Origin of the sequence: Bradyrhizobium sp. I71, assembly GCF_022354745.1 — a bacterium.
GTDB lineage: Bacteria > Pseudomonadota > Alphaproteobacteria > Rhizobiales > Xanthobacteraceae > Bradyrhizobium > Bradyrhizobium liaoningense.
Genome location: NZ_CP059398.1, coordinates 4,906,484 through 4,930,822, shown reverse-complemented (window position 1 = coordinate 4,930,822; position 24,339 = coordinate 4,906,484). Strand labels below are relative to the sequence as shown.

21 protein-coding genes are annotated in these 24,339 nt (G+C 65.9%); 12 read left to right on the top strand and 9 right to left on the bottom strand.

The window, feature by feature from the left end; translation table 11 throughout:
• The first annotated feature begins 144 nt into the window (after window positions 1–144).
• Window positions 145–1,614, top strand: coding sequence for a YcjX family protein (locus FJV43_RS23790; protein WP_239621537.1), 1,470 nt, complete (start codon window positions 145–147; stop codon window positions 1,612–1,614).
• On the top strand, window positions 1,611–2,639 hold the full coding sequence (locus FJV43_RS23785) for a TIGR01620 family protein (protein ID WP_239621536.1): 1,029 nt from the start codon (window positions 1,611–1,613) through the stop codon (window positions 2,637–2,639). Before FJV43_RS23790 ends, FJV43_RS23785 begins: the two co-directional genes overlap by 4 nt.
• A 183-nt stretch (window positions 2,640–2,822) precedes the next feature.
• Here the strand turns inward: FJV43_RS23785 and FJV43_RS23780 are convergent, their stop codons facing one another.
• Entirely contained in the window at window positions 2,823–4,352 is a 1,530-nt protein-coding gene (locus tag FJV43_RS23780; RefSeq protein WP_239629568.1) for a glycosyltransferase family 39 protein, read from the bottom strand.
• Window positions 4,353–4,739: 387 nt separating this feature from the next.
• On the opposite strand from FJV43_RS23780, the gene FJV43_RS23775 reads away from it, so the two are divergent.
• The 4 genes from FJV43_RS23775 to FJV43_RS23760 all read left to right on the top strand — a co-directional run bounded on the left by FJV43_RS23775 (window position 4,740) and on the right by FJV43_RS23760 (window position 8,730).
• Window positions 4,740–6,473, top strand: coding sequence for an adenylate/guanylate cyclase domain-containing protein (locus FJV43_RS23775; protein WP_239621535.1), 1,734 nt, complete (start codon window positions 4,740–4,742; stop codon window positions 6,471–6,473).
• A gap of 329 nt (window positions 6,474–6,802) precedes the next feature.
• Window positions 6,803–8,002, top strand: a complete 1,200-nt coding sequence (locus FJV43_RS23770) for a molybdopterin-dependent oxidoreductase (RefSeq protein ID WP_239621534.1) — start codon at window positions 6,803–6,805, stop codon at window positions 8,000–8,002.
• A 12-nt stretch (window positions 8,003–8,014) separates the two neighbouring features.
• A complete protein-coding gene (locus FJV43_RS23765; protein ID WP_239621533.1) occupies window positions 8,015–8,323 on the top strand; it encodes a cytochrome c in 309 nt (102 codons plus the stop codon).
• Between the two features lie 206 nt (window positions 8,324–8,529).
• Window positions 8,530–8,730 carry a cold-shock protein gene (locus tag FJV43_RS23760; RefSeq protein ID WP_008563500.1) on the top strand — a complete coding sequence of 67 codons (201 nt, stop codon included), beginning with the start codon at window positions 8,530–8,532 and terminating at the stop codon, window positions 8,728–8,730.
• A 168-nt stretch (window positions 8,731–8,898) separates the two neighbouring features.
• Here the strand turns inward: FJV43_RS23760 and FJV43_RS23755 are convergent, their stop codons facing one another.
• Window positions 8,899–9,360, bottom strand: a complete 462-nt coding sequence (locus tag FJV43_RS23755) for an Lrp/AsnC ligand binding domain-containing protein (RefSeq protein WP_028182007.1) — start codon at window positions 9,358–9,360, stop codon at window positions 8,899–8,901.
• A gap of 114 nt (window positions 9,361–9,474) precedes the next feature.
• Here FJV43_RS23755 and putA point away from each other — a divergent pair, with 114 nt between their 5' ends.
• Window positions 9,475–12,474 (top strand): bifunctional proline dehydrogenase/L-glutamate gamma-semialdehyde dehydrogenase PutA, encoded by a 3,000-nt coding sequence (putA, locus tag FJV43_RS23750; RefSeq protein WP_239621532.1) that lies wholly within the window; start codon window positions 9,475–9,477, stop codon window positions 12,472–12,474.
• A 317-nt stretch (window positions 12,475–12,791) separates the two neighbouring features.
• A complete protein-coding gene (locus FJV43_RS23745; protein WP_239621531.1) occupies window positions 12,792–13,997 on the top strand; it encodes a CoA transferase in 1,206 nt (401 codons plus the stop codon).
• A gap of 15 nt (window positions 13,998–14,012) precedes the next feature.
• On the opposite strand, the gene FJV43_RS23740 is transcribed toward FJV43_RS23745, so the two are convergent.
• Window positions 14,013–14,621 carry a TetR family transcriptional regulator gene (locus tag FJV43_RS23740; protein WP_239621530.1) on the bottom strand — a complete coding sequence of 203 codons (609 nt, stop codon included), beginning with the start codon at window positions 14,619–14,621 and terminating at the stop codon, window positions 14,013–14,015.
• Window positions 14,622–14,711: 90 nt separating this feature from the next.
• On the opposite strand from FJV43_RS23740, the gene FJV43_RS23735 reads away from it, so the two are divergent.
• Window positions 14,712–15,359, top strand: a complete 648-nt coding sequence (locus FJV43_RS23735) for a glutathione S-transferase family protein (RefSeq protein ID WP_239621529.1) — start codon at window positions 14,712–14,714, stop codon at window positions 15,357–15,359.
• 125 nt (window positions 15,360–15,484) lie between these two features.
• On the opposite strand, the gene FJV43_RS23730 is transcribed toward FJV43_RS23735, so the two are convergent.
• From FJV43_RS23730 to FJV43_RS23705, 6 genes are all read right to left on the bottom strand, one after another.
• Window positions 15,485–15,649, bottom strand: a complete 165-nt coding sequence (locus FJV43_RS23730) for a hypothetical protein (protein ID WP_165935865.1) — start codon at window positions 15,647–15,649, stop codon at window positions 15,485–15,487.
• A gap of 24 nt (window positions 15,650–15,673) precedes the next feature.
• Window positions 15,674–17,224 (bottom strand): hypothetical protein, encoded by a 1,551-nt coding sequence (locus FJV43_RS23725; protein WP_239621528.1) that lies wholly within the window; start codon window positions 17,222–17,224, stop codon window positions 15,674–15,676.
• A gap of 92 nt (window positions 17,225–17,316) precedes the next feature.
• Entirely contained in the window at window positions 17,317–18,279 is a 963-nt protein-coding gene (locus FJV43_RS23720; RefSeq protein WP_239629567.1) for a hypothetical protein, read from the bottom strand.
• A 325-nt stretch (window positions 18,280–18,604) separates the two neighbouring features.
• Window positions 18,605–19,102: a TPM domain-containing protein gene (locus tag FJV43_RS23715; protein ID WP_239621527.1), complete on the bottom strand. Its 498-nt coding sequence runs from the start codon at window positions 19,100–19,102 to the stop codon at window positions 18,605–18,607.
• 5 nt (window positions 19,103–19,107) lie between these two features.
• Window positions 19,108–20,022, bottom strand: coding sequence for a YgcG family protein (locus tag FJV43_RS23710; protein ID WP_239621526.1), 915 nt, complete (start codon window positions 20,020–20,022; stop codon window positions 19,108–19,110).
• 130 nt (window positions 20,023–20,152) lie between these two features.
• A complete protein-coding gene (locus FJV43_RS23705; RefSeq protein WP_061028633.1) occupies window positions 20,153–20,761 on the bottom strand; it encodes a LemA family protein in 609 nt (202 codons plus the stop codon).
• A gap of 270 nt (window positions 20,762–21,031) precedes the next feature.
• On the opposite strand from FJV43_RS23705, the gene FJV43_RS23700 reads away from it, so the two are divergent.
• From FJV43_RS23700 to FJV43_RS23690, 3 genes are read left to right on the top strand one after another with little or no spacing between them, the layout of a single operon-like run.
• Complete coding sequence (locus FJV43_RS23700) at window positions 21,032–21,886, top strand: enoyl-CoA hydratase (protein WP_239621525.1); 855 nt, start codon at window positions 21,032–21,034, stop codon at window positions 21,884–21,886.
• A 5-nt stretch (window positions 21,887–21,891) separates the two neighbouring features.
• Entirely contained in the window at window positions 21,892–23,040 is a 1,149-nt protein-coding gene (locus FJV43_RS23695) for an acyl-CoA dehydrogenase (RefSeq protein WP_239621524.1), read from the top strand.
• A 15-nt stretch (window positions 23,041–23,055) separates the two neighbouring features.
• The gene (locus tag FJV43_RS23690) at window positions 23,056–24,252 is read left to right on the top strand and encodes an acyl-CoA dehydrogenase family protein (RefSeq protein WP_239621523.1); all 1,197 of its coding nucleotides are present in this window, start codon (window positions 23,056–23,058) and stop codon (window positions 24,250–24,252) included.
• Window positions 24,253–24,339 lie beyond the last annotated feature (87 nt).

The following is a 24,339-nucleotide window of genomic DNA, read 5'->3' as shown; positions in this document are numbered from 1 at the left end:
TGGGTGTTTCGGGATCGGCACGTCGTTCAAACGGCTGACTGGCCGACAAAGGCGGTGGAAGTATGGAGCTTGATTTTCCTTATGCAATTGCCACTTTTGTGAACGGCCGCACATTCCTTCCGCCCCGGATCCTCTAACGTTCATATGGCATTCAGTTTCCAGGATATGGTCGAAGAGGCGCGGCTGTCGGCAAGGGCGCTGATCGACTATGGCGAGCACTTCTTCAACCCGACGGTGCGGCTCGGCGTCACCGGGCTGTCACGGGCGGGTAAGACCGTATTCATCACCGCCCTGATCCACGGACTGACGCGCGGCGGCCGGTTTCCGGTGTTCGAAGCCTATGCCTCCGGCCGGATCGCGCGGGCGCATCTGGCGCCACAGCCGGACGACGCCGTGCCGCGCTTTGCCTATGAGAACCACCTGCGCGCGCTGGTCGAGGAACGGCGCTGGCCGAACTCCACCGTCGACATCAGCGAGCTCAGGCTCGTGATCGAGTACCAGCGCCCGAACGGCGCGGACCGCATGTTGACGCTCGACATCGTCGACTATCCCGGCGAATGGCTGCTCGATCTGCCGCTGCTCCAGAAAAGCTATGAGCAATGGTCGGCGGAAAGCCTGGCGCTGTCGCGCGAGACGCCCCGGGCACATCTCGCGGCGGACTGGCACGCGCATCTCGCAACGCTCAAGCCCGAGGCGCGCGAGGACGAGCAGGCGACGCTGACGGCCGCAAAGCTCTTCACCGACTATCTGCGCGCGTGCCGCGAGGAGCGGTTCGCGATGAGCCTGTTGCCGCCGGGCCGCTTCCTGATGCCCGGCAACCTCGCAGGCTCCCCCGCGCTGACCTTCGCGCCGCTCGATCTGCCCGCTGGCGGACAGGCGCCCGACGGCTCGCTCTGGGCGATGATGGTGCGGCGCTACGAGGCCTACAAGGATGTCGTGGTGCGGCCGTTCTTCCGCGATCATTTTGCGCGGCTCGATCGCCAGATCGTGCTGGCGGATGCACTCGCCGCATTCAACTCGGGCCCCGAGGCGCTGCACGATCTCGAAGCCGCGCTTGCCGGCATTCTCGGCTGCTTCAACATCGGCCGCAGCACCTTGCTCTCCAGCCTGTTCCGGCCGCGCATCGACCGCATCCTGTTTGCGGCGACCAAGGCGGACCATCTGCATCATTCCAGCCACGACCGGCTCGAGGCCGTGCTGCGCCGCGCCGTTGCGGGCGCCGTCGCGCGCGCGGAAAATACCGGTGCGGCGATCGACGTCGTTGCACTCGCCGCCGTCCGCGCCACGCGCGAGGCGCAGGTGTCCCGTGGCCGCGACAAATTGCCGTCGATCCTGGGAACTCCGGCCGCGGGCGAAAGCGCCGGCGGCGAGTTCTTCGACGGCAACACGGAAGTCGCGACCTTTCCGGGGGATCTGCCCGTCGATCCCGAGCCGCTGTTCAACGACACGGATGCATTCCGCGGGCTCTCGACGGAGGCGGCCGAGACAAGCGACTTCCGCTTCCTGCGCTTCCGCCCGCCCAAGCTCGAACGCGAGGGCAACGACGAGCCCGCGCTGCCACACATCCGCCTCGACCGTGCCCTGCAGTTCCTGATCGGAGACAAGCTGTCATGACCGAGCGATCCCAGCAGCGGCGGCCGGCGACGTTCCGGCTCGACGATCCCGGCGTCGTCGTCACCGAAGCCGACGAGACGGGACGGCTCGGTCGCGGCACCATCCAGATCACGCCGGAGAGCGATCCATCGACGCTGCCGGTGCCGATTCAGGCCACACTTCCCGCGCGGCGCCGCTTTCCCTGGGGCGCGCTGTTCTGGTCCGGCCTCGCCGGGTTGACGCTGCTCGGGGTCGGGCTCGGCGTCGTCCATCTGATCGAGGATTTGTTCGCGCGCAGCGAGAGCCTCGGCTACGTCGGGCTTGCCTTTGCGCTCGTCACTGCGTCGGCGCTTGCCGTCGTGATCGGACGCGAGGCGTTTGGACTGGCGCGCCTCGCGACAATCGAGAAGCTGCATCAGCGCGCCGCCGACGTGCTCGCCAGTGACGATCGCGCCGAGAGCCGCGTCATCGTGCAGGACCTGCTGAAGATCGCGCACCAGAACCCGCAGCTCGCGCGTGCCCGCGCCACGCTGGAGAGCCATGCCGGCGAGATCATCGACGGCGCCGACATGATCCGGCTCGCCGAGCGCGAACTGATGTCCCCGCTGGATGCCGAGGCGCGGCGGCTGGTGTCGTCAGCCGCGCAAAAAGTCTCGATCGTCACAGCGGTCTCGCCCCGCGCGGCGATCGACGTGCTGTTCGTGTTCGTCGCCGCGCTGCGCCTGATCCGCCAGCTTGCCTATCTCTATGGCGGCCGCCCTGGCGCGCTCGGCATGATCCGCCTGCTCCGTCACGTCATCGCCCATCTCGCGATCACCGGCGGCATGGCCGCGAGCGACAGCCTGGTGCAGCAGATGCTCGGCCACGGGATCGCGGCGAAGCTGTCGCAGCGGCTGGGCGAGGGCGTGCTGAATGGATTGCTGACGGCGCGGCTGGGGCTGGCGGCGATTGATGTGACGAGGCCATTGCCGTTCGCCGCGCTGCCACCGCCGAAGCTGTCGGACCTCGCGACGGATTTGCTGCGGAAGAAAGATGGGGAAGAGTAGCCTCTCGCCACGCGCTCGCTGTCCCCTCTCCCCTTGTGGGAGAGGGTGGCTCGCAAAGCGGCGAGGCTGGTGAGGGGTATCTCTCCGCGTACGCAGCTTTTGCCGTGTGAATAGATACCCCTCATCCGTCGCTTCGCGCCACCTTCTCCCACAAGGGGAGAAGGGAAAGAGGAGTCTGCCGCTCTATCCGAGCGAACGCTCTTCAAACTCCCCCGCCAGCACCTTCCACTGGAACAGCGGCGAGTCCTTCGGCGGTGACAGCTCCGGGGTCCAACCGGTGAGCTTTTCAAGCACATAGGTGTCCATCACGAGGCCGCGCCAGCGGCGTTCGACGTCGCCGAGCTGCTCGCGCCTGGCCGGGATGTTCTGCCACAGCGACGAACGATCGTCCGGCGCGCGCCCGACATAGACGCCAGCGTGTCCCCTGATCCTGTCCATGCCGGGATCGCGAAAATCCTGGAAGCGGCCGCGCTCGTTGATCTCGATCACGGGCACGCGGCCCCTGAACAGCCAGCGCATCATGGCATAGGTGCGGTAGTCCGTTGTCGCGATCCAGGTCGCGCCGGTCTCGTCGAGCGCGGCCTGCGCGCGCGCGGCGACCTGCTCGTAGCCGGCCTCGGCGCCGATCGGATCGCTCTTGCCGAGGAAATTCCAGGGCGCGGCGACGTAATAGAGAAACACGATGACGACGAAGGCGATGCCCGAGACGATTGCGGTCCTGACCCAGAACAGTGACGATTCCAGCATCCGGGCCGACCATCCCTCCTTTGTCATCGTTGCGAGGTTCACCGCGGTAGCCGCGAAGCCGACCGGCCACATGAACATCGGCCAGGTGTCGCCGACCCGGAGCGTCATCGACTTCGCAAGGAAATAAAGAAACGGCACCAGCACGGCGGTCGACAGCAGGATCGCGACCGGCTCGCGCGTGCGATAGCCGCGCCACGCCGTCAGCACCAGGCCCGTCAGAACCACCGGCAGCATGACGAAGCCGACCAGGCCGAATTGCAGGCCGATGTAATCGCCGATCGTCCGCAGCGAGATGCCGTAATTGGCGGTGGCGCGCACGCCCTGGAAGCGGAACGAGGCCCAGTCGTGCTGCGCATTCCAGATCAGCACCGGCGAGAACGCGGCGATCGCAACCAGCACGGCGAGGTAAGGGTAAGGGCTCCGCAACCAGCGCCAGCGCCAGTCCGGCACCAGCAGAAAGGCGGCAACCGCCGGTGCGAACATGATCGCTGTGAATTTCGACAGCATCGAGAGGCCTGCGAACAGGCCCGCCGCGAGCCACCAGCGGCCGTCGCCGCCCTGTGCGAGCCGCACCAGCGACCACACCATCGCCATCGCACACGGAATCATCGCGACATCGGGCGCGACCTTGGCCATCAGCAGGCCGTAATAGAGCGCGGCCTCCGGCATCAGCACCGCGAACATGATCGCACGCGCATCATGGGTGAGGCGGCGGACGATGTCGGCGAGCAGCAGCTGCGTCACCAGCATGGCGACGATGCCGCCGAAGCGGACGCCGAGCGCGGTGTCGCCGAAGATCGCGGTACTGAGGCGGATCATCCAGGCGATGCCGGGGGGATGATCGAGAAAGCTGAGCGCCGCTTCCTTTGACCAGGTCCAGTAATAGGCCTCGTCCGTGCGCAGCTCGATCGCGGAGGCGTAGACGATGCGCAGCACGGTCATCGCGGCGATGATCAGCACGGCCATGACGAGAGGCCGGCGCGCGGCGCCGCGGAGGGGCACGGAGATGTCAGGGGCTGTCGTCACGGCCGCGCTTTTCGCCAACCTGAGAGGGGGAGTCAATGCGGGGGGTAGCGCCCCGAAACGCCGCTGTCGTCCCTGGCAAGCGTAAGCGCAGACCCCGGGACCCATGGCAACAGGACGGAGTTTGCCGATGACTCGTAGTTACTAACCGGCCCCAAACCGCTCCCTGGGATTATGGGTCCCGGATCTGCACGCGCCTACGGGCGCGCTTGTCCGGGACGACGGCGGTGTGTGTGGCTCCTTGCCGCGCAAGTGATCCCGCGGCCTGTCCACATCAGGAATTAAACGCTACGCTGGCTGTTCTCCCTGGTGAACTGATACAAGCGAATCATGGCCACCGCTCCCGTACACATGCCCGAACTCGTCCGCGCCACCGGCGTGCGGCAGCTGCGGCTCATCTGCGGCGTCATCCTGTTCGCCTATGTGGTCAGCCATTTCCTCAACCATGCGCTCGGCAACATCTCGGTGGATGCCATGGAGGTCGGGGTCTACTATCATACCCTATTCTGGCAGTTCCTCCCCGTCGCGATCGTGTTCTACACGGCTGCACTCACCCATATGGGCCTCGGCATCTACGCCCTGTATCAGCGCCGGCAGTTCCGCTGGCGGACGATCGAGCCGCTCCAGCTGGTGCTGGGCCTGAGCATCCCCGCCCTGGTCATGGGGCACGTGGTCGGGGTGCGGCTCGGCTACACGCTGTACGATCATCAGAAGCTCTATCCGCAGGAGCTCTATCTGTTCTTCGTCGCAGCGCCGGGCCGGCTTTGGCAGATGACGATCCTGCTCCTCATTGCCTGGGTGCACGGCTGCATCGGCATCTTCTTCTGGCTTCGCCTGAAGCCGTTCTTCACGCGCGCGGCGCCCTATCTGCTCGCGGCCGCCGTGCTGATCCCGACGCTGTCGCTGCTCGGCATCTATCAGGGCGGCCGCAGCGTCGCCGTCGAGAGCGAAGATGGAGAATGGCGTAGCCAGAACCTCACCCGCCGTCAGGTCGGAACGGTCGCTGAAGGCAATATGCTCGACCGCATCGCGGGCGGCCTCACCATCGGTTATTTCGGTCTGCTGGGACTGGCGCTGGCGGCACGCGGCGCACGTGCGTTGCGCGAGCGGCGCGGCGGCATGATCGCGCTGTCCTACGGCAACGGCAAGACGGTGCGCGTGCCAAAAGGCCTCTCCGTGCTGGAAGCGAGCCTGCGCCACAACGTGCCGCATGCCAGCGTCTGCGGCGGCCGCGCGCGCTGCTCGACCTGCCGCATCCGCATCATCGGCGATCATGAGGCCCTGCCCGAGCCGTCGCAGCGCGAGGCCTTCGTGCTCACCCGCGTCGGCACCTCAGATCCCTCGATCAGGCTCGCCTGCCAGCTGCGGCCGACCTCCGACCTCTCCTTCTTCCAGCTCTTCACACCGCACACAGTCTCCGCGAACGCGCAGGCTTCGACGCCCGCCAGCATCGGCCAGGAGCGCTATCTCGTCAGCCTGTTCGTGGACATGCGCGGCTCGACGCAGCTTGCCGAGAAGCGGCTGCCGTTCGACACGGTCTTCATCGTCAACCGCTTCCTCGGTGCGGTCTCGCAGGCCGTCATCGAGAATGGCGGCCTGCCGAACCAGTTCGTCGGCGACGGCATGCTGGCGCTGTTCGGGCTGTCGGCCGACCCGCAAACCGCGTGCCGGCAGGCGCTGAAGGCCGCCGGCGGAATCGCCACGCATATCGACGAGCTCAACGAGCTCCTGAGCCACGATCTTCGCCAGCCGATCCGCTTCGGCATCGGCATCCACGGCGGCGAGGTCATCATTGGCGACATCGGCTATCGCGATCACATCGTCTTCACGGCGCTGGGCGATGCCGTCAACGTCGCCGCCCGCCTGCAGGACATGACCAAGACCCTGGCCTGCGAGGCGATCGTCTCGGAGGAAATCCTCCGCACCGCGGACCTCGCCGACGACGCCCTGCCGCAGCAGGAGGCCGCAATCCGCGGCCGCGACGAGCCGATGGCGGTGCGTGTCGTGGCGGATGCAAGAACGTTGACGGCGCTGGTCGATCGAAGCGAGCGCGTCGCGGCGTAAGGCGAAGCCACGGAGGCGGTGCGCTCCCTCCCCCGCTTGCGGGGGAGGGTTGGGGAGAGGGTGTCTCCGCAACGGGAGAGCCCCCTAGAGGAGAGAGCCCTCACCCGGCACTTCGTTCCGACCTCTCCCGCAAGCGGGAGAGGTGCACCACCGTCGCGGCTACAGCTTGGGCTCAATCTCATCGCCGCGTAAACACCGGCCCGCTGCAACACAGCGGCATGGGCTTGCTGCGAAAGCACCAATTGACATCATCCAGATCGTTGCGACAGATGAGCGCAGGATCGCGGTGATGACCGCGCTCCAACGAAAAGCTCCGGGAGGAGACCAGAATGTTCGACCGACGCAACCTGCTCAAAGGAGCGGGCCTTGCCGCCGTTGCGGCGACACTGAACTCCACCAAGGCGCTGGCGCTCGACACCGTCACCCTGCCCTTCGCCAATGGCGAACGACCGCTGGTGAAATATCCGCAGAAGCGACCGATGATCGGCCTGACCAGCCGGCCGCCGCAGCTCGAGACGCCGTTTGCCGTGTTCAACGACGGCCCGATCACGCCCAATAACGCGTTCTTCGTGCGCTATCACCTCTCCGACCTTCCTTACGATCTCGACCCCGACAAGTTCACGCTCGAGGTCAAGGGCAAGGTCGACAAGCCGCTGAAACTTTCGCTGAAGGACATCAGGAAGATGAAGGCGACGGAGATCGTCGCCGTCGCGCAGTGCTCCGGCAACAGCCGCGGTTACTTCGAGCCGCGCGTCGCCGGCGGCCAGCTCGCCAACGGCGCGATGGGCTGTGCGCGCTGGCGCGGCGTGCCGCTGAAGTCCGTGCTGGACATGGCCGGCGTTCAGAGTGGCGCCAAGCAGGTGACGTTTGGCGGCATGGACGGACCGGTCAGCGACAAGACGCCCGATTTCGTCAAGGCGCTCGATCTCGATCACGCCACCGACGGCGAGGTGATGCTGGCCTATGGCATGAACGGCGAGGACCTGCCGTTCCTCAACGGCTTCCCGCTGCGCCTGATCGTGCCCGGCTATTTCGGCACCTACTGGGTCAAGCACCTCAACGAGATCACCGTCATCGACAACGTCTATGACGGCTTCTGGATGAAGTCGGCCTATCGCATTCCCGATACGCCCAACAACGCGGTCGAGCCGGGCACCGCGCCGAAGGCGACCATCCCGATCAACCGCTTCACCATCCGCTCCTTCATTACCAGCGTCCCCGATGGCGCCAGGCTGAAAGCGGGAGCGACGACCCTGCGCGGCATCGCCTTCGACGGCGGCAAGGGCATCAAGGAAGTCCAGGTCTCCACCGACGGCGGCAGGACCTGGACCCGCGCAAAGCTCGGCAAGGACCTTGGCAAATACGCCTTCCGCGAATGGAAGCTGCCGGTGAAGCTCGCCGCCGGCAGCCATGAGCTCAAGGTGCGCGCCACCGGCAATGGCGGCGAGACGCAGCCGGACACGCCGCGCTGGAACCCGGCGGGTTATCTGCGCAACGTCGTCGAAACCGTCCGCGTGACGGTCGCCTGAAGGAGAATGATCATGCAGCGCACCGTTCTCCTCGCCGTGATGCTCGCCCTCGCCGCCGTGGCGGGTTCGGCACTTGCCGCGCCGGTCAATTACAAGACTCCCGACGAGGTCGCCGCCTTCAAGCCCGGTCCCAATCTCGAGGTCGTGCAGGGCAATTGCAGCGCCTGCCACTCGTCCGACTACATCGCCACGCAGCCGCCGATGAAGGACAAGAAAGGCTTCTGGCAAGCCGAGGTGACCAAGATGATCAAGGTCTATGGCGCGCCGATCGACGATGCCGATGTCGGCAAGATCGTCGACTATCTGGCTGCGACGTATTGACGGATGCGGGACGCGTACGGGCATTTGACCGCGAAACGGGCAAAACCGGCAAAAACGCCGCGAAGTTGAGCGGAATTCAGCGAAATGCCGATGTGGTTTGAGCTACCAAGCCTGCCACATTCCGCGTATCCTGTAGGACCGAACCGGCCGGTTGGCGGGGACTGGCGGTTCGGAGATCTCGGAGGAAGACCCGCGGAGAAGTCGTGATGGCTAAAGGTACGGTCAAGTGGTTCAACCCGACGAAGGGTTATGGATTTATCCAGCCTGCGTCGGGGGGCAAGGATGTGTTCGTGCATATCTCGGCAGTGCAGAAAGCCGGTCTGTCGACCCTCAACGAGGGACAGACGGTGGAATACGAAGAGATCGCAAACCGGGGCAAGACCTCCGCAGAAAACCTCAAAGTATAAGCCCGCCAGCATTTGCTGCCTCCTGGACTAATCCGGGAGCCGGGCCAAGAAATTTAAAAGACGGCCAGTGCAGTCGACGACAGGCGTTGCGATTGCACGGGGATAGTTATTTTTCCTTGGAAGACCGCTCGTCCACGCCACAGCAATGACAATCGCGACGGCATGTCGTCAGCCTACCGGCAACGGTGCGTCGCGCTTGATCTCCTCCATCACCGCATAGGTCCGCGTCTCGCGCACGCCCGGCATCGACAGCAGGGTCTCGCCGAGAAAGCGTCGATAGGCGGCCATGTCCGCAAGCCGCGCTTTCACAAGATAGTCGAAGCCGCCGGCAACCATGTGACACTCCAGTACCTCAGGCGCGAGCTTCACCGCGCGCGCAAAGCGCTCGAAATTGTCGGGCGTGGTCTTGTCGAGCAGCACCTCTACGAACACCAACAGGCCAAGTCCGAGCCGGTGCGGGTTGAGCCGCGCACCATAGCCTTCGACAAAGCCCTCGCGCTGCAAGCGCTTCAGCCGTTCGCCGATCGACGTTGGCGACAGCCCGATACGCTCGGCGAGCTCGACATTGGCGATGCGCCCATCTTCCTGGAGAATCGAGAGGATTCTGCGGTCGATTCGATCAAGTTCCATATTATATCTGACAAAATTGCAAGATGTCTTCATTTTCTAAGGCAATTCGGCTTATTTGTCTATCGAACTACGGTAACGTTGGCCTTATCCTGTCATTCAGCCACAGGACACGCCATGCCGAACACCCCGCCTCCCTTCTCCGCTCCTTACGCACCCGATGACACCGAGATCGCCGCGCGCCTCTTGCCGGCGTCGCAGCTGTCCCCGCCGCAGGAGGCGCGGATCGACCGCAGCGCAACGCGGCTGGTCGAGGCGATCCGCAAGCGTGACGACCGGCTCGGCGGGGTCGAGGACATGCTGCGGGAGTTCGCGCTCTCGACCAAAGAGGGGCTCGCGCTGATGGTGCTGGCCGAGGCGCTGCTGCGCGTGCCGGACGCGCGCACCGCCGACCAGTTCATCGAGGACAAGCTCGGCGAAGGCGACTTCATCCACCACGAGACCAAGTCCACCGCGTTCCTGGTCAACGCCTCGGCCTGGGCGCTCGGCCTCTCCGCGCGCGTGATCCAGCCCGGCGAGACGCCCGACGGCACCATCGGCCGGCTCGTGAAGCGGCTCGGCGCACCGGCCGTGCGTACCGCCACGCGCCAGGCGATGCGGCTGATGGGCAATCATTTCGTGCTGGGCGAGACCATCGAGCAGGCGCTGGAGCGGGGCCGGCCGCGCTCCAGCCAGAAGACGCGTTATTCCTTCGACATGCTCGGCGAAGGCGCGCGCACCGCGGCGGATGCGAAGCGCTACTTCGACGCCTATGCCAGCGCCATTGAAACGATCGGCAAGGCGGCAGGCAACCATCCCCTGCCCGACCGGCCCGGCATCTCCGTCAAGCTCTCGGCGCTGCATCCGCGCTTCGAGGCGATCAGCCGCGGCCGCGTGGTGGCCGAACTGGTGCCGCTGCTGCTGGACCTCGCCCAGCGCGCCAAGGCCCATGACCTCAACTTCACCGTCGACGCCGAAGAGGCCGACCGTCTGGAACTGTCGCTCGACGTGATCGCGGCGACGCTCGCCGACCCCTCGCTCGGAGGCTGGGACGGATTTGGCCTGGCCATCCAGGCCTATCAGAAGCGCGCCGGCGCGGTGATCGACTATGTCGATGCGCTTGCCCGCGCACATGATCGCAAGCTGATGGTGCGGCTGGTCAAGGGCGCCTATTGGGACACCGAGATCAAGCGCGCGCAGGAGCGCGGGCTCGGCGGCTATCCCGTGTTCACGCGCAAGGCGATGACGGATCTGAACTACGTCGCCTGCGCGGCGAAGCTGCTGGCCTTGCGGCCCCGCATCTTCCCGCAATTCGCCACCCACAACGCGCTGACGGTCGCGACCGTGCTGGAGCTTGCCGCCGGCAGCGGCGGCTTCGAATTCCAGCGCCTGCATGGCATGGGCGAAGCGCTGTATGAGCAACTGGCAAAAGATCACCCGGACATCGCCTACCGCACCTACGCGCCGGTCGGCAGCCATCGTGATCTGCTCGCCTATCTCGTGCGGCGGCTCCTGGAGAACGGCGCCAACTCCTCCTTCGTGGCGCAGGCCGCCGACTATCGCGTGCCGGTGTCGGCGCTGTTGCAGCGTCCGGCAGATGCCATCGTCCGGCCGCAGGCGGCGGCCCATCCAAAGATCCCATTGCCCTGCGATCTCTTCGCGCCGGACCGGCGCAATTCGCGCGGCATCGAATTCGGCGAACGTGCCGCGCTCGAACGGTTGCTGACCGACGTCAGGGCCGAGACGGCCCGCCTCGAGGCGATCGCCGATGCCTCGCCGGATCAGGCCAATGCGGCGGTCGCCGCGGCAGGCGCCGGCTTTGCCGCCTGGAGCCGCACACCGGCAGGTGCGCGCGCGGCGGCGTTGGAGCAGGCCGCGCATCTGCTGGAGAGCCGCGGCGCTCACTTCATCGCGCTGCTGCAAGCCGAGGGCGGCAAGACGCTTGACGACGCGCTATCGGAGCTGCGCGAGGCCGCCGACTTCTGCCGCTACTATGCCGCGCAGGGCCGCAAGCTGTTCGGGGTCGAGGCTGCCATGCCGGGCCCGACCGGCGAGAGCAACACGCTTAGCATGCGCGGCCGCGGCGTGTTCGTCGCGATCTCGCCCTGGAATTTTCCGCTGGCGATCTTCCTGGGACAGGTGACGGCCGCGCTGATGGCCGGCAACAGCGTCGTCGCAAAGCCCGCCGAGCAGACGCCGCGCATCGCGCGCGAGGCCGTGGCCCTGCTGCACGAGGCGGGCATCCCCAAGAGCGCGCTGCACCTCGTCACCGGCGATGGCCGCATCGGGGCCGTGCTGACCGCGCACGCTGACATTGCGGGCGTGGTCTTCACCGGCTCGACCGAGGTGGCACGCTTGATCAACCGGACTCTCGCCGCCAAGGACGGGCCGATCGTGCCGTTGATCGCGGAGACCGGCGGCATCAACGCGATGATCGCGGATGCCACCGCGCTGCCCGAGCAGGTCGCCGACGACGTCGTGACCTCGGCCTTCCGTTCAGCCGGCCAACGCTGCTCGGCGCTGCGGCTCTTGTTCGTGCAGGAGGACGTCGCCGACCGCATGATCGAGATGATCGCTGGTGCCGCGCGCGAGTTGAAGATCGGCGATCCCTCGGACATCGCAACCCATGTCGGTCCGGTGATCGACGAGGAGGCCAAGCAGCGCCTCGACGCGCACATCGCGCGGATGAAGCGCGAGGCGCGGCTGCACTTTGCAGGCCACGCGCCGGACGGCTGCTTCGTCGCGCCGCACATCTTCGAGCTCAGGGAGCCCGGCCAGCTCACCGAGGAGGTGTTTGGCCCGATCCTCCATGTCGTGCGCTATCGCGCCGAGAACCTCGAACGCGTCCTGCAGGCGATCGAGCGCACCGGCTACGGGCTCACCCTCGGCGTCCATTCCCGCATCGACGACACGATCGAGGCGATCATCGACCGCGCCCAGGTCGGCAACATCTACGTTAACCGCAACATGATCGGCGCCGTGGTCGGCGTGCAGCCCTTCGGCGGCAACGGCCTGTCCGGAACCGGCCCGAAGGCCGGCGGCCCGCACTATTTGTCGCGCTTCGCGACCGAGCAGACCGTGACGATCAACACCGCCGCGGCCGGCGGCAATGCTGCGTTGCTTGCGGGTGAGGAGTGAGACGGCGTCCGAGCCCTCTTATCAACGCACGATAGCAGTTCCGTCATCCTGAGGTGCGAGTGACGCGATGCCACGCATCGCGCCGGGAGCCTCGAAGGATGTATGGCCGAGATACAGCCCTTCGAGGGCCGCTGAAGAAGCGGCCGCCTCAGGGTGACGGGGATGAATTCGGGCTACCGGACGCGCGCCGACCACCGCAATGGGCCCTGCGCCGGGCGCCGTTGCATCCCGCGGAAACATCGGTCTAATGCTCCCATGATGAGCCCGCGCCAATTCCAGCGTGCGGGAAACGACAAGAGCGAGGGAGCAACGCCGCGATGGACAAGGGCATTTTTGCGGGGCTGAAGGTTCTGGACTGCGCGAGCTTCATCGCAGCGCCCGCGGCCGCGACCGTGCTGTCGGATTTCGGCGCCGACATCATCAAGATCGAGCCGCCCGGCACCGGAGACCCCTACCGCAATCTGCCGAACCTGCCGGGCTATCCGACCGGAGAACACAATTTCGCCTGGCTACTGGAGGCCCGCAACAAGAAGAGCATCGCGCTCGACCTCTCCAAGAGCGAAGCGCAGGCCGTGCTCTACAAGCTGGTGGCGGAGGCCGACGTCTTCATCACCAACATGCCGCCGCCGGTGCGCGCCAAGCTCGGCATCACCTACGACCATCTCGCCCATCTGAACGACCGGCTGATCTACGCCTCCTTCACCGGCTATGGCGAGAAGGGCGAGGAAGCCAACAAGCCCGGCTTCGACAGCAATGCCTATTGGGCGCGGTCGGGCCTGATGGACCTCGTGCGCGCCGACACCGACACCACCCCGGCGCGTTCGGTCGCCGGCATGGGCGATCATCCCTGCGCCATGGCGTTCTACGGCGCCATCGTCACCGCGCTCTATCAGCGCGAGAAGACCGGCAAGGGCTCGCACGTCGCCTCCAATTTGATGGCGAACGGGGTGTGGGCGGCGAGCGTGCTGGCACAGGCAAAGCTCTGCGGCTCCAAGTTCGGCGAGCGGCGGCCGCGCGAGCGCGCGCTGAACGCGGTCGCCAACCATTATCAGTGCAAGGACGGCCGCTGGCTGATCCTGTCGCTGCTGAGCGAGGAGAAGCAGTTTCCGACGCTGGCCCGCTGCCTCGGACGCGAGGATTTGATCAATGATCCCCGCTTCGCCACCAAGGCCGACCGTCACGCCCGCTCGGTCGAGCTGATCAAGATTCTGGACGACACTTTCGCCACCAGGGATCTCGCCGAATGGCGGCAGATCCTCGACGGCAACGGCCTCGTGTTCGGCGTCGTTGCCATTCTCGACGACATCCCGAACGACAAGCAGATGCTCGACAACGAGGTGCTGGTGCCGTTCGAGAACGACACCATGCTGACCATCAGCAGCCCGATCTGGATCGATGGCGCCAGGAAGGTGCAGCCGCGCAAGCCGCCCGCCGTCGGCGAGCACAGTGACGAGATCTTGCGCGGCGCGGGGTACGACGAGGCGGCGATCAAGCAGCTGCGGTCGAAGGGGGCGGTGGGATAGGCCGGCGCGCCGGCGTTACTTCCGCGCGATCAAGCCGCCCACCAAGTCCAGCAGCTCCGCCTTCGCCTCACGTCGGAAGCCGGCTCTGGGCGTGGCGAGTTGGCGAAAGAGCAAGCCAATCAGCGCCGAGACGAACAACTCGGCGTGGCGGCGTGGGTTTGGTGACTTCGCAGCTTTCAGCGCAAGCTCCGCACTCTGCCGCCACGTGTCAAACCACTCGGCGACCACGGGCCGATAGTGCTCTTGCCTCGCGGCGGCCAGGAAGGCCTCATAGCAGGCGATATGCGTCTCGGCTTCCGTGCTGATCTCGCGGACGTAGAAATCGACCAGCGCGTCGATCCAGGCCTCCACCTCGAACGCCTTGTCCTGAAGGCTGAGAGCCAACGCACGCAGCCTGCCGATTTCGCGCGCCAGAGCGAACTGCAGCGCGGCCTCAATCAGCGCATCACGGGTTCCGAAATGATGCGTGACCGCACCGAGCGAGACCCCGGCCTCGGCCGCGACCGCCCGGTGGGTCACGCCGTCGAGTCCATGTCGCCCGATGATGCGCAGCGTTGCCTGCATCAGGGGGCGCTCGCGCTCGCCCGACTCTGCTTTTGAATCCCTGCTCATCCGGCCCAGCATCCAGCTCTTGACCGATGACAGAACAAATGTTCTGTTATGCGGATCATATGTAATATCGTTGTCCAGGCCCCCGAAGGCAAGGAGCGTTCAATGCCCCGCTACCGCCTCCACTATTTCCCCGAGTCAGGCAACAGCTACAAGCTGGCACTGATGCTGACGCTCTGCGGCGAGACGTTCGAGCCGGTGTGGACCGATTTCGGCGGCGGCGTCACGCGCACGGCGGAGTGGCGCAGCGCCGTGAACGAGATGGGCGAGATTCCCGTGCTCGAGATCGACGGCGCGAAGATGACGCAGACGGCGCCTCTCCTGCTCAAGCTTGCCGATCAGTACGGCCGTTTCGGCGCCGAATCGGACGACGAGAAATTCGAGCTGCTGCGCTGGCTGTTCTGGGACAACCACAAGCTCACCGGCTACATGGCGACCTACCGCTTCATGCGCGCCTTCACCGAGAAAAGCGATCGGCAGGTGCTGAAACATTTTCGCCGGCGGCTCGACGACTTCCTCGGCATCCTCGACGGGCATCTCCAGCACAACGACTTCGCGATCGGGGCGAGGCCAACGGTCGCCGACATCTCGATGATGGCCTATCTGCACTATCCGAGCGACGAGCACGGCTTCGATTTCGCGGCGAGCCATCCCGCCATCCACGCCTGGCTCGGCCGCATGGCCGCGTTGCCCGGCTGGAAGCCGGCCTATGAGCTGCTGCCGGGCAAGCGGATGACGAATTACGCGAAGTGAGAGCGCTAGCGCCAAAGCCTTAGCGCCGTCATGGCCGGGCTTGTCCCGGCCATCCACGATCTTGAGCGTGGATACGAGAACGTGGACGCCCGGGACAAGCCCGGGCATGACGAAAGAGAGCGAAGCTACCGCAGCGACAGCCAGCCGAGCGTGAACAGGATCCCGCCGATGATGACGGCCGCCGCGACAGCCCAGGTGCTGACGCGGACGCTGCCGGTGACCTGCTTGGCTTCCTCATTGCGCGCGATCTCGCGATTGCGCTCCTTGGTGGACTCGCTGGTATCCGTCATGGGTCATCCAAATCGCTTGTTGGTTTAACGCGTCTTGATGAAGCACATGCCGATGCGGCGCGAGGCCGCGGCAGCCTGACAGGCGAGACCGTTAGCACAGCTCCATGACGTAAAACTCCTGTCCGGCGTTCCCGATCCCGCATCCTGCAGGGAACAATGCGCGCCCCAGCCGTCCTGATATTCGGTGCCGGCGAGTTCCCGGCTGCCGCGGGTCTGCGGCCGGCTGGCAAATCCGCGCGAGAAATCAGGCCGTTTGCCGGAGGCGAACGCGGTCAGAATGTCGCGGCGGCGGAGCTGGTCGCCAAAAAAATGCGGCGAAGCCGGCACGATGGCGGAATTGGACGGGTTGTCCGCGAGCCAGTCGACGCCAGGGAAATGGAAGCCGCCGATGCCGCGGGTCTGGTGGCAGCCGGCGCAGGTGACGTCGTTGAGACGGCGCTGGAAACCGGCGACCGAGCGGACGTTCTGCATGTCGGCGCCGCGTGCCGCCGCCTGCTTCAGCGCGCTGACCACGTCACCATCAGTGAAGACGGGATCGCCTTTGCCTTCCGCTTGTCCCTCTCCTTGCATCATGCCGAACTCGGGCTGCAGCGCCGAGGCATCGAGGCCGGCGGGGGTCGGCACCACCGCGGCCCTGGCGAGGAATTTCTCCGGGATCAGCACGGTGCCGCGATCGAACTCGCGAAGATGATCGGGAGCGAGCAGCCAGGCCTTGAAGTCGCGCCGGAGCACATCGTCGGCGAGGATCCTGTCGCGGTCGATCTGGTTCTCCAGCGCCGATTCCTCGAACGTCTTGGTGGCAGCGTCGTACTTGAACACCTTGAGCAGATAGTCGGAGCGGAAATCGTGCAGCGCCGATTTCGGCGCCACCGAGACCTGGATGTTGGTCTCGATGCGGTCGAGCATGGTGTCGTAAGGGGGAATACGACTGCCGATCAACCCTTGCCAGTCGCCGTTGTCGAGCCAGCGCCGGGCGACCTCGGCGCAGGTGACCGGCCTGCCGTTCGCATCCGTCTGGCGCGGATCGCGCGCCTTCATCACGAGGTTGAGCGTCATCGGCAAGCGCGTTGCGGTCTTGCCGCCATCCGGCCTGCCGTCGAAACGCGCGAGACGGTAGATCAGCCGGATCTCGCCGCAGGACTCATCCGACACATAGGCACGGTCCATGCGGTTCACGATCCCGGCCAGCACGAACCGCGTGTCGCGAGATTTCAGGTTGGCGAGGTCGAACAATTGCACGTCGAAGCCCTCGCCGACGCCGATGGTCTCGGTCGGATATGTGGCCTTGTACCGCGCGATGTAGCGGTCGAATTCCGCATCGATCGCCGGCGGAATCCCTTTCAGCTGCGGCAGCGACGCGAACATCAGGTCGGTCGTGAGCGGGACGTCCGCGTTCCGCTCCGGCGAGAGCAGACGCGAGATCGTCAACGTATTGTTCTGGTCGAGCTTGCGCAGGAGATCGGGATCGGTGATCGCGGTGCCGCGCGTCAGCGCAGTGTTCTCCGCCGCGAATAGCGAAACGACGCCGCCCAACAATGCGGCGACAGCAAAGAGAATTCGCAACGCGCGGCTCATGCCTCAGGTAACACCGCGCGGGGACGCCTATTCAAGTAAAAAGGCGCCTCACATGGTGGTGAAGCGCCTTTTCGAAAGTCGATAGCGAACGCTCAGCGCGACACGATCAGGCCCCTGCTGGTGACGACGACCCAGCGGCCGTCCTGACGACGGATCGCATCGACGCGGCCAACGCCGGGGATGGGATCGCCGGGATAGACCTCGTAGAGCCCGTCGCGGCCCTCGATCAGCGCACCGCCATTACTGGCATTGCGCAGCCTCCAGCCTTCGATCGTGGGCAGACGCCCGACCTCGGTCTTGGGCGCGGCAGGCGCCGGTGCCGCTGCGGCGGTCGCAACCTGGGTCGGCGCGATCGAGCCGGTGGTCTCCCTGGCGGGAGCTGCTGCAGCCTGCGGGGTCGCTGCGGGCGGCGTGGCGCGGAGCTTGTCGACGGTCTCGGATAGTTTTGCGATCTTGGCCAGCGGCTCGGCCTGCGCCTTCTCGAGCTTGTCGAGGCGGTCGTTGGTCCGGTTGAACTGGCTGACGCCGGTTTTCGAGCTCTGCTCGACATTGGCCTTCAGCGCGACAAGGTCGGCATCGATCCGGGCGACCGAAGCATCCAGCGCGCTGGTGTCGGCGACCTGTACCGGCGCCTGGGCCGGGGCGGCGAAACGCATCATGCTGGCGGTCGCAAGCGCGCCGCTGATCGCGCCGACGCAGGCGGCGATCGCCACCACCGCGGCCATCGCAGACAAGCGGCGCTTGCCGCCGGTCTCGCGCGGCTCGTCCGCCTTCACATGAGGGGCGAAGTCCTCGCGGTCCCAGGACCGGTCCGAGGGCGCCATGACGATCAGCTTGCCCGGCTTTGGCTCGGGCTTGGGTTCGGCTTTCGCTTCGAATTTCGGCACGTCGATCCGCGGGGGCTCGACTTTGGGAGCATCCGCCTTGACCGGATCCGGCTTGGGCGGCGCCTCGTGGTCGGGGGCGATCGAGGGGGCGTCGATACCGGCGGCAGCTGCGAGGGCCTGCGGCGCTGCGTCGGCAGCACCGGAATCCTGGGCAGCCTGGTCGGGCATTGGTTCGCTCACGGCTCAAATACTCCAGTCTGGATTGACCTTTTGGTAACTTTCATTGCTTGCGAAATCCTTACCTTCGGACCCGCTTACCGAAACTTTAGGAATTGATCCGGGGCCGAATTGGGCCGGGAAAATGGAACCGGCGTGGCGGGTGTGAAACAATTTGTAACCGGGGGAAAATGAACGGCGGCGCAATGCCCGGGCCGTTGCTCTTCGACCTTCGTCGCGCTCGAATCTCAGGGTAACCGCGATGAAGCAAGTGCCCGCCGCCTCCACATCGTCACTACGACGGAGCAGCGGCACCTGCCGCCCACATCACAGTCCGTCACATCACCACCGGCGCATCCGGCAGCTCGTTCGATTGCGGGCCCCGCGGCGGGAAATGCCGCGCCAGCTCGCGCGACACCGCCTCGATGCCGCCGATCACGCCGCGCTCGAACCGGCCCGACCTGAACTCGGCCTCCATTGCGCGGCAGATGCTCTCCCACCCTTCGGCACCGACCTTCGCATCGATGCCGCGATCGGCGACGATCTCGACGTCGCGGTCGGCGAGCAGCAGATAGATCAGGACGCCGTTGTTGTGCGCGGTGTCCCAGATGCGCAAATGCGAGAACACGTCGAGTGCCCGCTCGCGCGCCGGCTGGTTACGGAACAGCGGCGCGCCGTCAAGCGCGCCTTCGACGACGAAGCGGACCTGACCGGAATGAGTCGCCTCGCCGCGCTTGATCGCCTGCTCGATGCGCTCGAGCACGGCTTGCGGGAAGATCTGCTTCGCCCGCCAATGATGCTGCACGAGATGCCTGGCAATGCGCTTGATGCTCATGATCGCTACCAGCTCCCCGAGGCGCCGCCGCCGCCGAAACTGCCCCCGCCGCCGCTGAAGCCGCCGCTACTCGACGATCCGCTGCTCCAGCCGCCTCCCGACGAGCCGCTCGACCAGGAGCCGCCGCGCGAGCGCCCGGTGCCCGGCGCCATCGCCGAAAACAGGTCGGCGACGAAGCCGATGACGACGCCGAGAGCGCCGAGCGCCATGGCGAGTGCGAAGGAGCCGAGAATGAGCCAGGTCAGCGCCGCGATGATGCCGCCGACCGCCAGCGAGCCGAGCAGCCGTCCGAACACGGCCCGGAAGAACCCGCCAACCCCGATCGAGGCGAACAGCGTCACGATGAATAGCGGCGCGAGATCGTCCAGATTGTGGGCGAAGTTGACGCTGCGCGAGGGCGCCGGCAGCGGCTCGCCGTCGATCACCCGGATCATGCGATCGACGCCCTCGGAGATGCCGCCGGCAAAATCGCCGGTCCGGAATTTCGGCGTGATGACCTCGTCGATGATGCGCCTTGACGTGACGTCGGTCAGCGCACCCTCGAGGCCATAGCCGACCTCGATGCGCAAGTGCCGGTCGCTTTTGGCAACGATGAGGATCGCGCCGTCGTCGACCTTCTTGCGGCCGATCTTCCAGGCCTCCGCGACCCGGATCGAGAATTGCTCTATCGTCTCCGGCTGCGTGGTCGGCACGATCAGGACGGCGATCTGACTGCCCTTGCGGTTCTCGAAGTCACGCAGCTTCTGCGACAGCGCGGCGATGTCGCTGCTGGAGAGCGTGCCGGTCTGATCGACGACGCGGCCGGTGAGTTCGGGTACGGCGACGTCGGCGAAGGCGGGGAACGCAAGGGCGAGGAAGAGTGCAATGGCGAGGACAAGCGCGGTGAAGGCCGAATAAGCCCGCCACAACCTCGCTGTCATCGCCCGGCTCGACCGGGCGATCCAGTATTCCAGAGACACCAGCGGACTATGGAGAAGCCGCGGCGTACTGGATTCCCCGCTTTCGCGGGGAATGACAGTGGTGGGTGGGATGCACACGGGGCGAGCGCGCTTACTTCGATGGCGCCGGGGCCGGGTTGAAGTCCACCTTCGGCGCGGTCGAGATCGCCTTCTCGTTCTCGACCGTAAAGTTCGGCTTCTCCTTGTAGCCGAACATCATGGCGGTGAGGTTGCTCGGGAACGAGCGGATGGTGACGTTATAGTCCTGCACCGACTTGATGTAGCGGTTGCGCGCCACCGTGATGCGGTTCTCCGTCCCCTCGAGCTGCGACATCAGGTCCTTGAACAAGGCATCGGACTTCAGCTGCGGATAGTTCTCGGTGACGACCAGCAGTCGCGACAGCGCGCTGGAGAGTTCGCCCTGCGCGGCCTGGAATTTCTGGAAGGCGGCGGGATCGTTCAGCACCTCGGGGGTCGCCTGGATGCTGCCGACCTTGGCCCGGGCGTTGGTGACGCCGAGCAGCACGTCCTTCTCCTGCTGGGCAAAACCCTTCACCGAGTTGACGAGATTGGGCACGAGATCGGCGCGGCGCTGATACTGGTTCACGACCTCGGACCAGGCGGCCTTGATCTGCTCGTCCTCGCTCTGAATCGCATTGTAGCCGCAATTGGTCAGGCTCAGCGAGGCCAGGGCGGCCAGCACGGTCAGGATCTTGCGCATCAAATTTCTCCCGGTGGAATCCTGTGACTCAATATCAGATAGCGATCCCACGGTGCCAGCTTTCCGGCGTCATTGCCGGGGGCGAAGCGAACCATGGTGCGCCATTGCGCACCTGGGAATCTCGCGATTCCGGGTTTGGTCCTTCGAATGATGCCGGAATGTCTACGCTGGACGATTGCACGCCAGCCGGCTGACGCAAGCCTCTTGCCTATCCGAGGCCGACATAGTCAACTCCGGCAAAACAAAAGCGGAAACGCCGGAGGAGACGCCATGTCCTCGTTCGAGACCATCCTCGTGGAGAGGCCGGATCCGGCGATCATCCGGGTCGTGATGAACCGGCCCGAAGCGCGCAATGCGCAGAACCTGCAAATGACCTACGACCTCAATGCCGCTTTCGACGCGGCGGTGCAGGACGATGCGGTCAAGGTGATCATCCTCGCCGGCAATGGGCCGCACTTCTCGTCCGGCCATGACCTGCGCGCGGGCGGCAAGAATGCCGCAGGCGTCGATTTTCCACCGATCGGACATTGGGGCGGTTTCGCCGAAGCCGGCGCCCATGGCCGCTTCGCCCGCGAGCAGGAAATATATCTCCAGATCACCCGGCGCTGGCGCAACCTTGCCAAGCCTGTCATCGCCGAGGTGCATGGCAAGTGCATCGCCGGCGGGCTGATGCTGGCCTGGGCCTGCGACCTCATCATCGCCAGCGACGATGCGCAGTTCTGCGACCCCGTCGTCACCATGGGCGTCTGCGGCGTCGAATGGTTCGTGCACCCCTGGGAGCTCGGCCCGCGCAAGGCCAAGGAATTCCTGTTCACGGCCGACAGCTGGAGTGCGCAGGAGGCGCACCAGCTTGGCATGGTCAACCAGGTCGTGCCGCGCGCGGAATTGTCTTCGCGCGTGCTCGAACTGGCGCGCCGGATCGCGGCAAAACCGTCCTTCGCGCTGAAGCTGACCAAGGAAGCGGTGAATCGTTCGGTCGACGTGATGGGCCAGCCGGCGGCGATCGACCAGGCTTTCGCACTGCACCAGCTCTGCCACGCCCATAATCTCCAGGAGTTCGGCGTGATCGTCGATCCCTCCGGACTGCATCCCTCCGTGCGCAAGCCGCCGGCGGCCGCGGAGTAGACGCGATGGACCTCAATCTGAGTGACGAGCAAAGATTGCTGCGCGAAAGCGCGGACCGCTTCGTGGCCGGGAGCTACGATGCCGATCACCGCCGCAAGATGGCGAACGACCCGCTCGGCTTCAGCCCGTCGGTGTGGAAGCAATTCGCCGAGCTCGGCTGGCTGGCGCTGCCGCTTCCCGAAGAGTTCGGCGGACTCGGCGGTGGCGCGGTCGAGATCGGCATCTTGATGGAAGCCTTCGGTCGCGGGCTGGTGTCGGAGCCCTATGTCGCAACCGCGGTGCTAGGCGCAGCGCTGATCGCGAGATGCGGCACCATCGAGCAGAAACAGGCGAGCCTGCCCAAGGTGGCGGACGGATCACTGAAGCTTGCCTTTGCGCATTCCGAGCGCGCGGCGCGGTTCGATCTTGCCAAGGTCACGACCAGCGCCAACAAGACAGCGCAAGGCTGGCGCCTCGCCGGCAGCAAGGTCGCCGTGCTCGACGGACACGCCGCCGACCAGATCATCGTCTCCGCGCATATCCATGACCATCGGGGACCGTCGGGGCGGATCGGCCTGTTCCTCGTGCAGGCGACGACGCCGGGCCTCGTCATCAGCGACTATCCGCGTCTTGGCGGCGGACGTGCCTGCAACATCGAGCTGTTCGACGTGCATCTGCCGGAAGACGTGCTGCTCGGTGACGGCGGCGATGCTCTACCGGCGATCGAATGGGCCGTCGACCGCGCCATGGCAGCATTGGGTGCGGAAGCCGTCGGCATCATGCAGACGCTGCTGGACACGACGCTGGAATACACCAAGATCCGAAAGCAATTCGGCCGGCCGCTTTCCGCCAACCAGGTGATCCGCCACCGCCTCGCCGACATGGCGATGCAGGTCGACGAGGCCCGCTCGATGGCGCTGCGGGCCGCATTGAAGGTGGATGCTGCGCCGATCGAGCGTGCCCGGGCGGCGTCGGGCGCGAAAGCAAAAATCGGCAGATGCGCGCGCTTCGTCGGCGAGCAGTCGATCCAGCTCCATGGCGGCATGGGCGTCACCGAGGAGCTCGAGGTCGGCGCCTATTTCAAGCGGCTCGTCGCCTTCGACACGCTGTTCGGCGGCAGCGCCCATCACTACGGCCGCCACGCCGAGCTGAGCCGCAGGGCCGTCCCGGCCTGACACAAGGAGCGCATCATGGATCTCTCGTTCGATGCCGAGGAGCGTGCCTTCCAGGACGAGGTGCGCGGCTTCATTGCCAAGAACCTCACCGAGGAGATGAAGCGCGCGACGGCGCTGACGCCGTCGGTGTTCTCCGACCCTGACATCGGCATGGCCTGGCAGCGCGCGTTGCACCGCCAGGGCTGGGGCGCGCCCGGCTGGCCGGTCGAACATGGCGGGCCGGACTGGACGCCGGCACAGCGCTGGATTTTCGAGACCGAATGCGCGCGCGCCGGCGTGCCCAATGTCAACGTGATGGGCGTGAAGATGGTCGGGCCCGTCATCATCGGCTTCGGCAGCCCCGAGCAGAAGAACTTCTACCTGCCTCGCATCCTCTCGGGCGAGGACTATTGGTGCCAGGGCTATTCCGAGCCGGGCTCCGGCTCCGATCTCGCCTCGCTGAAGACCCGCGCGGTGCGCGACGGCGACGACTACATCATCAACGGCACCAAGATCTGGACCACGCATGCCCACCACGCCAACCGCATGTTCGCGCTGGTGCGCACCAGCGACGGCCCGCGACAGCAGGACGGCATCAGCTTCATCCTGATCGACATGAAGAGGCCGGGCATCACCACGCGCCCGATCCTCACCATCGGCGGCGACCACGAGGTCAACCAGGTGTTCTTCGACGACGTGCGCGTGCCGGTCGCCAACCGCGTCGGCGAGGAAGGCAAGGGCTGGACCTACGGCAAATATCTGCTCGAATTCGAGCGCGGCTCGGGGATTGCGTCGGCCAAGCTGCGCGAGGGATTGAAGGCGATCGCCGATCTTGCCGAGTCCGACCTCACGGGCCGCGCGATCGACAGCCCGGATATCGCAACGCGAATCTCCGAAGTCGAGGTCGACATCGACGCGCTGGAAATGACCGAGCTGCGCGTGCTCTCGGCGCTGCAGACCGGGCAGAATCCCGGCGCGGTGTCGTCGATCCTGAAGCTGCGCAATAGCGAGATCCGCCAGGCCGTGACGCGGCTGGGCGCCGACGTGATCGGCCACGACGCGCTCGCCGTCGAGCCGATGCGCCCGCTCTACAAGCTCAACCACGAGCCGGCGACGCCCGAGGAGATGCTGACGGTGATGCCGGAATATCTCAACGGCCGCGCCTACACCATCTTCGGCGGCACGTCGGAGATCCAGCGCGACATCATCGCGAAGATGATGCTGGGGATTTGAGGGGCACAACACGTACCACACGCTCGATGTCGTCCCGGACAAGCGCAGCGCAGATCCGGGACGACGGCGGAGTGTGTGGCAGCAGCC

Coding starts and splice junctions, on each gene's coding strand:
- FJV43_RS23790 (WP_239621537.1), top strand. CDS start 145: ATGGCATTCAGTTTCCAGGATATGGTCGAAGAGGCGCGGCTGTCGGCA.
- FJV43_RS23785 (WP_239621536.1), top strand. CDS start 1,611: ATGACCGAGCGATCCCAGCAGCGGCGGCCGGCGACGTTCCGGCTCGAC.
- FJV43_RS23780 (WP_239629568.1), bottom strand. CDS start 4,352: ATGGCCGTGCTGATCATCGCCGCGATGACCGTGCTGCGCATCGTCTAC.
- FJV43_RS23775 (WP_239621535.1), top strand. CDS start 4,740: ATGGCCACCGCTCCCGTACACATGCCCGAACTCGTCCGCGCCACCGGC.
- FJV43_RS23770 (WP_239621534.1), top strand. CDS start 6,803: ATGTTCGACCGACGCAACCTGCTCAAAGGAGCGGGCCTTGCCGCCGTT.
- FJV43_RS23765 (WP_239621533.1), top strand. CDS start 8,015: ATGCAGCGCACCGTTCTCCTCGCCGTGATGCTCGCCCTCGCCGCCGTG.
- FJV43_RS23760 (WP_008563500.1), top strand. CDS start 8,530: ATGGCTAAAGGTACGGTCAAGTGGTTCAACCCGACGAAGGGTTATGGA.
- FJV43_RS23755 (WP_028182007.1), bottom strand. CDS start 9,360: ATGGAACTTGATCGAATCGACCGCAGAATCCTCTCGATTCTCCAGGAA.
- putA (WP_239621532.1), top strand. CDS start 9,475: ATGCCGAACACCCCGCCTCCCTTCTCCGCTCCTTACGCACCCGATGAC.
- FJV43_RS23745 (WP_239621531.1), top strand. CDS start 12,792: ATGGACAAGGGCATTTTTGCGGGGCTGAAGGTTCTGGACTGCGCGAGC.
- FJV43_RS23740 (WP_239621530.1), bottom strand. CDS start 14,621: ATGCTGGGCCGGATGAGCAGGGATTCAAAAGCAGAGTCGGGCGAGCGC.
- FJV43_RS23735 (WP_239621529.1), top strand. CDS start 14,712: ATGCCCCGCTACCGCCTCCACTATTTCCCCGAGTCAGGCAACAGCTAC.
- FJV43_RS23730 (WP_165935865.1), bottom strand. CDS start 15,649: ATGACGGATACCAGCGAGTCCACCAAGGAGCGCAATCGCGAGATCGCG.
- FJV43_RS23725 (WP_239621528.1), bottom strand. CDS start 17,224: ATGAGCCGCGCGTTGCGAATTCTCTTTGCTGTCGCCGCATTGTTGGGC.
- FJV43_RS23720 (WP_239629567.1), bottom strand. CDS start 18,279: ATGCCCGACCAGGCTGCCCAGGATTCCGGTGCTGCCGACGCAGCGCCG.
- FJV43_RS23715 (WP_239621527.1), bottom strand. CDS start 19,102: ATGAGCATCAAGCGCATTGCCAGGCATCTCGTGCAGCATCATTGGCGG.
- FJV43_RS23710 (WP_239621526.1), bottom strand. CDS start 20,022: ATGACAGCGAGGTTGTGGCGGGCTTATTCGGCCTTCACCGCGCTTGTC.
- FJV43_RS23705 (WP_061028633.1), bottom strand. CDS start 20,761: ATGCGCAAGATCCTGACCGTGCTGGCCGCCCTGGCCTCGCTGAGCCTG.
- FJV43_RS23700 (WP_239621525.1), top strand. CDS start 21,032: ATGTCCTCGTTCGAGACCATCCTCGTGGAGAGGCCGGATCCGGCGATC.
- FJV43_RS23695 (WP_239621524.1), top strand. CDS start 21,892: ATGGACCTCAATCTGAGTGACGAGCAAAGATTGCTGCGCGAAAGCGCG.
- FJV43_RS23690 (WP_239621523.1), top strand. CDS start 23,056: ATGGATCTCTCGTTCGATGCCGAGGAGCGTGCCTTCCAGGACGAGGTG.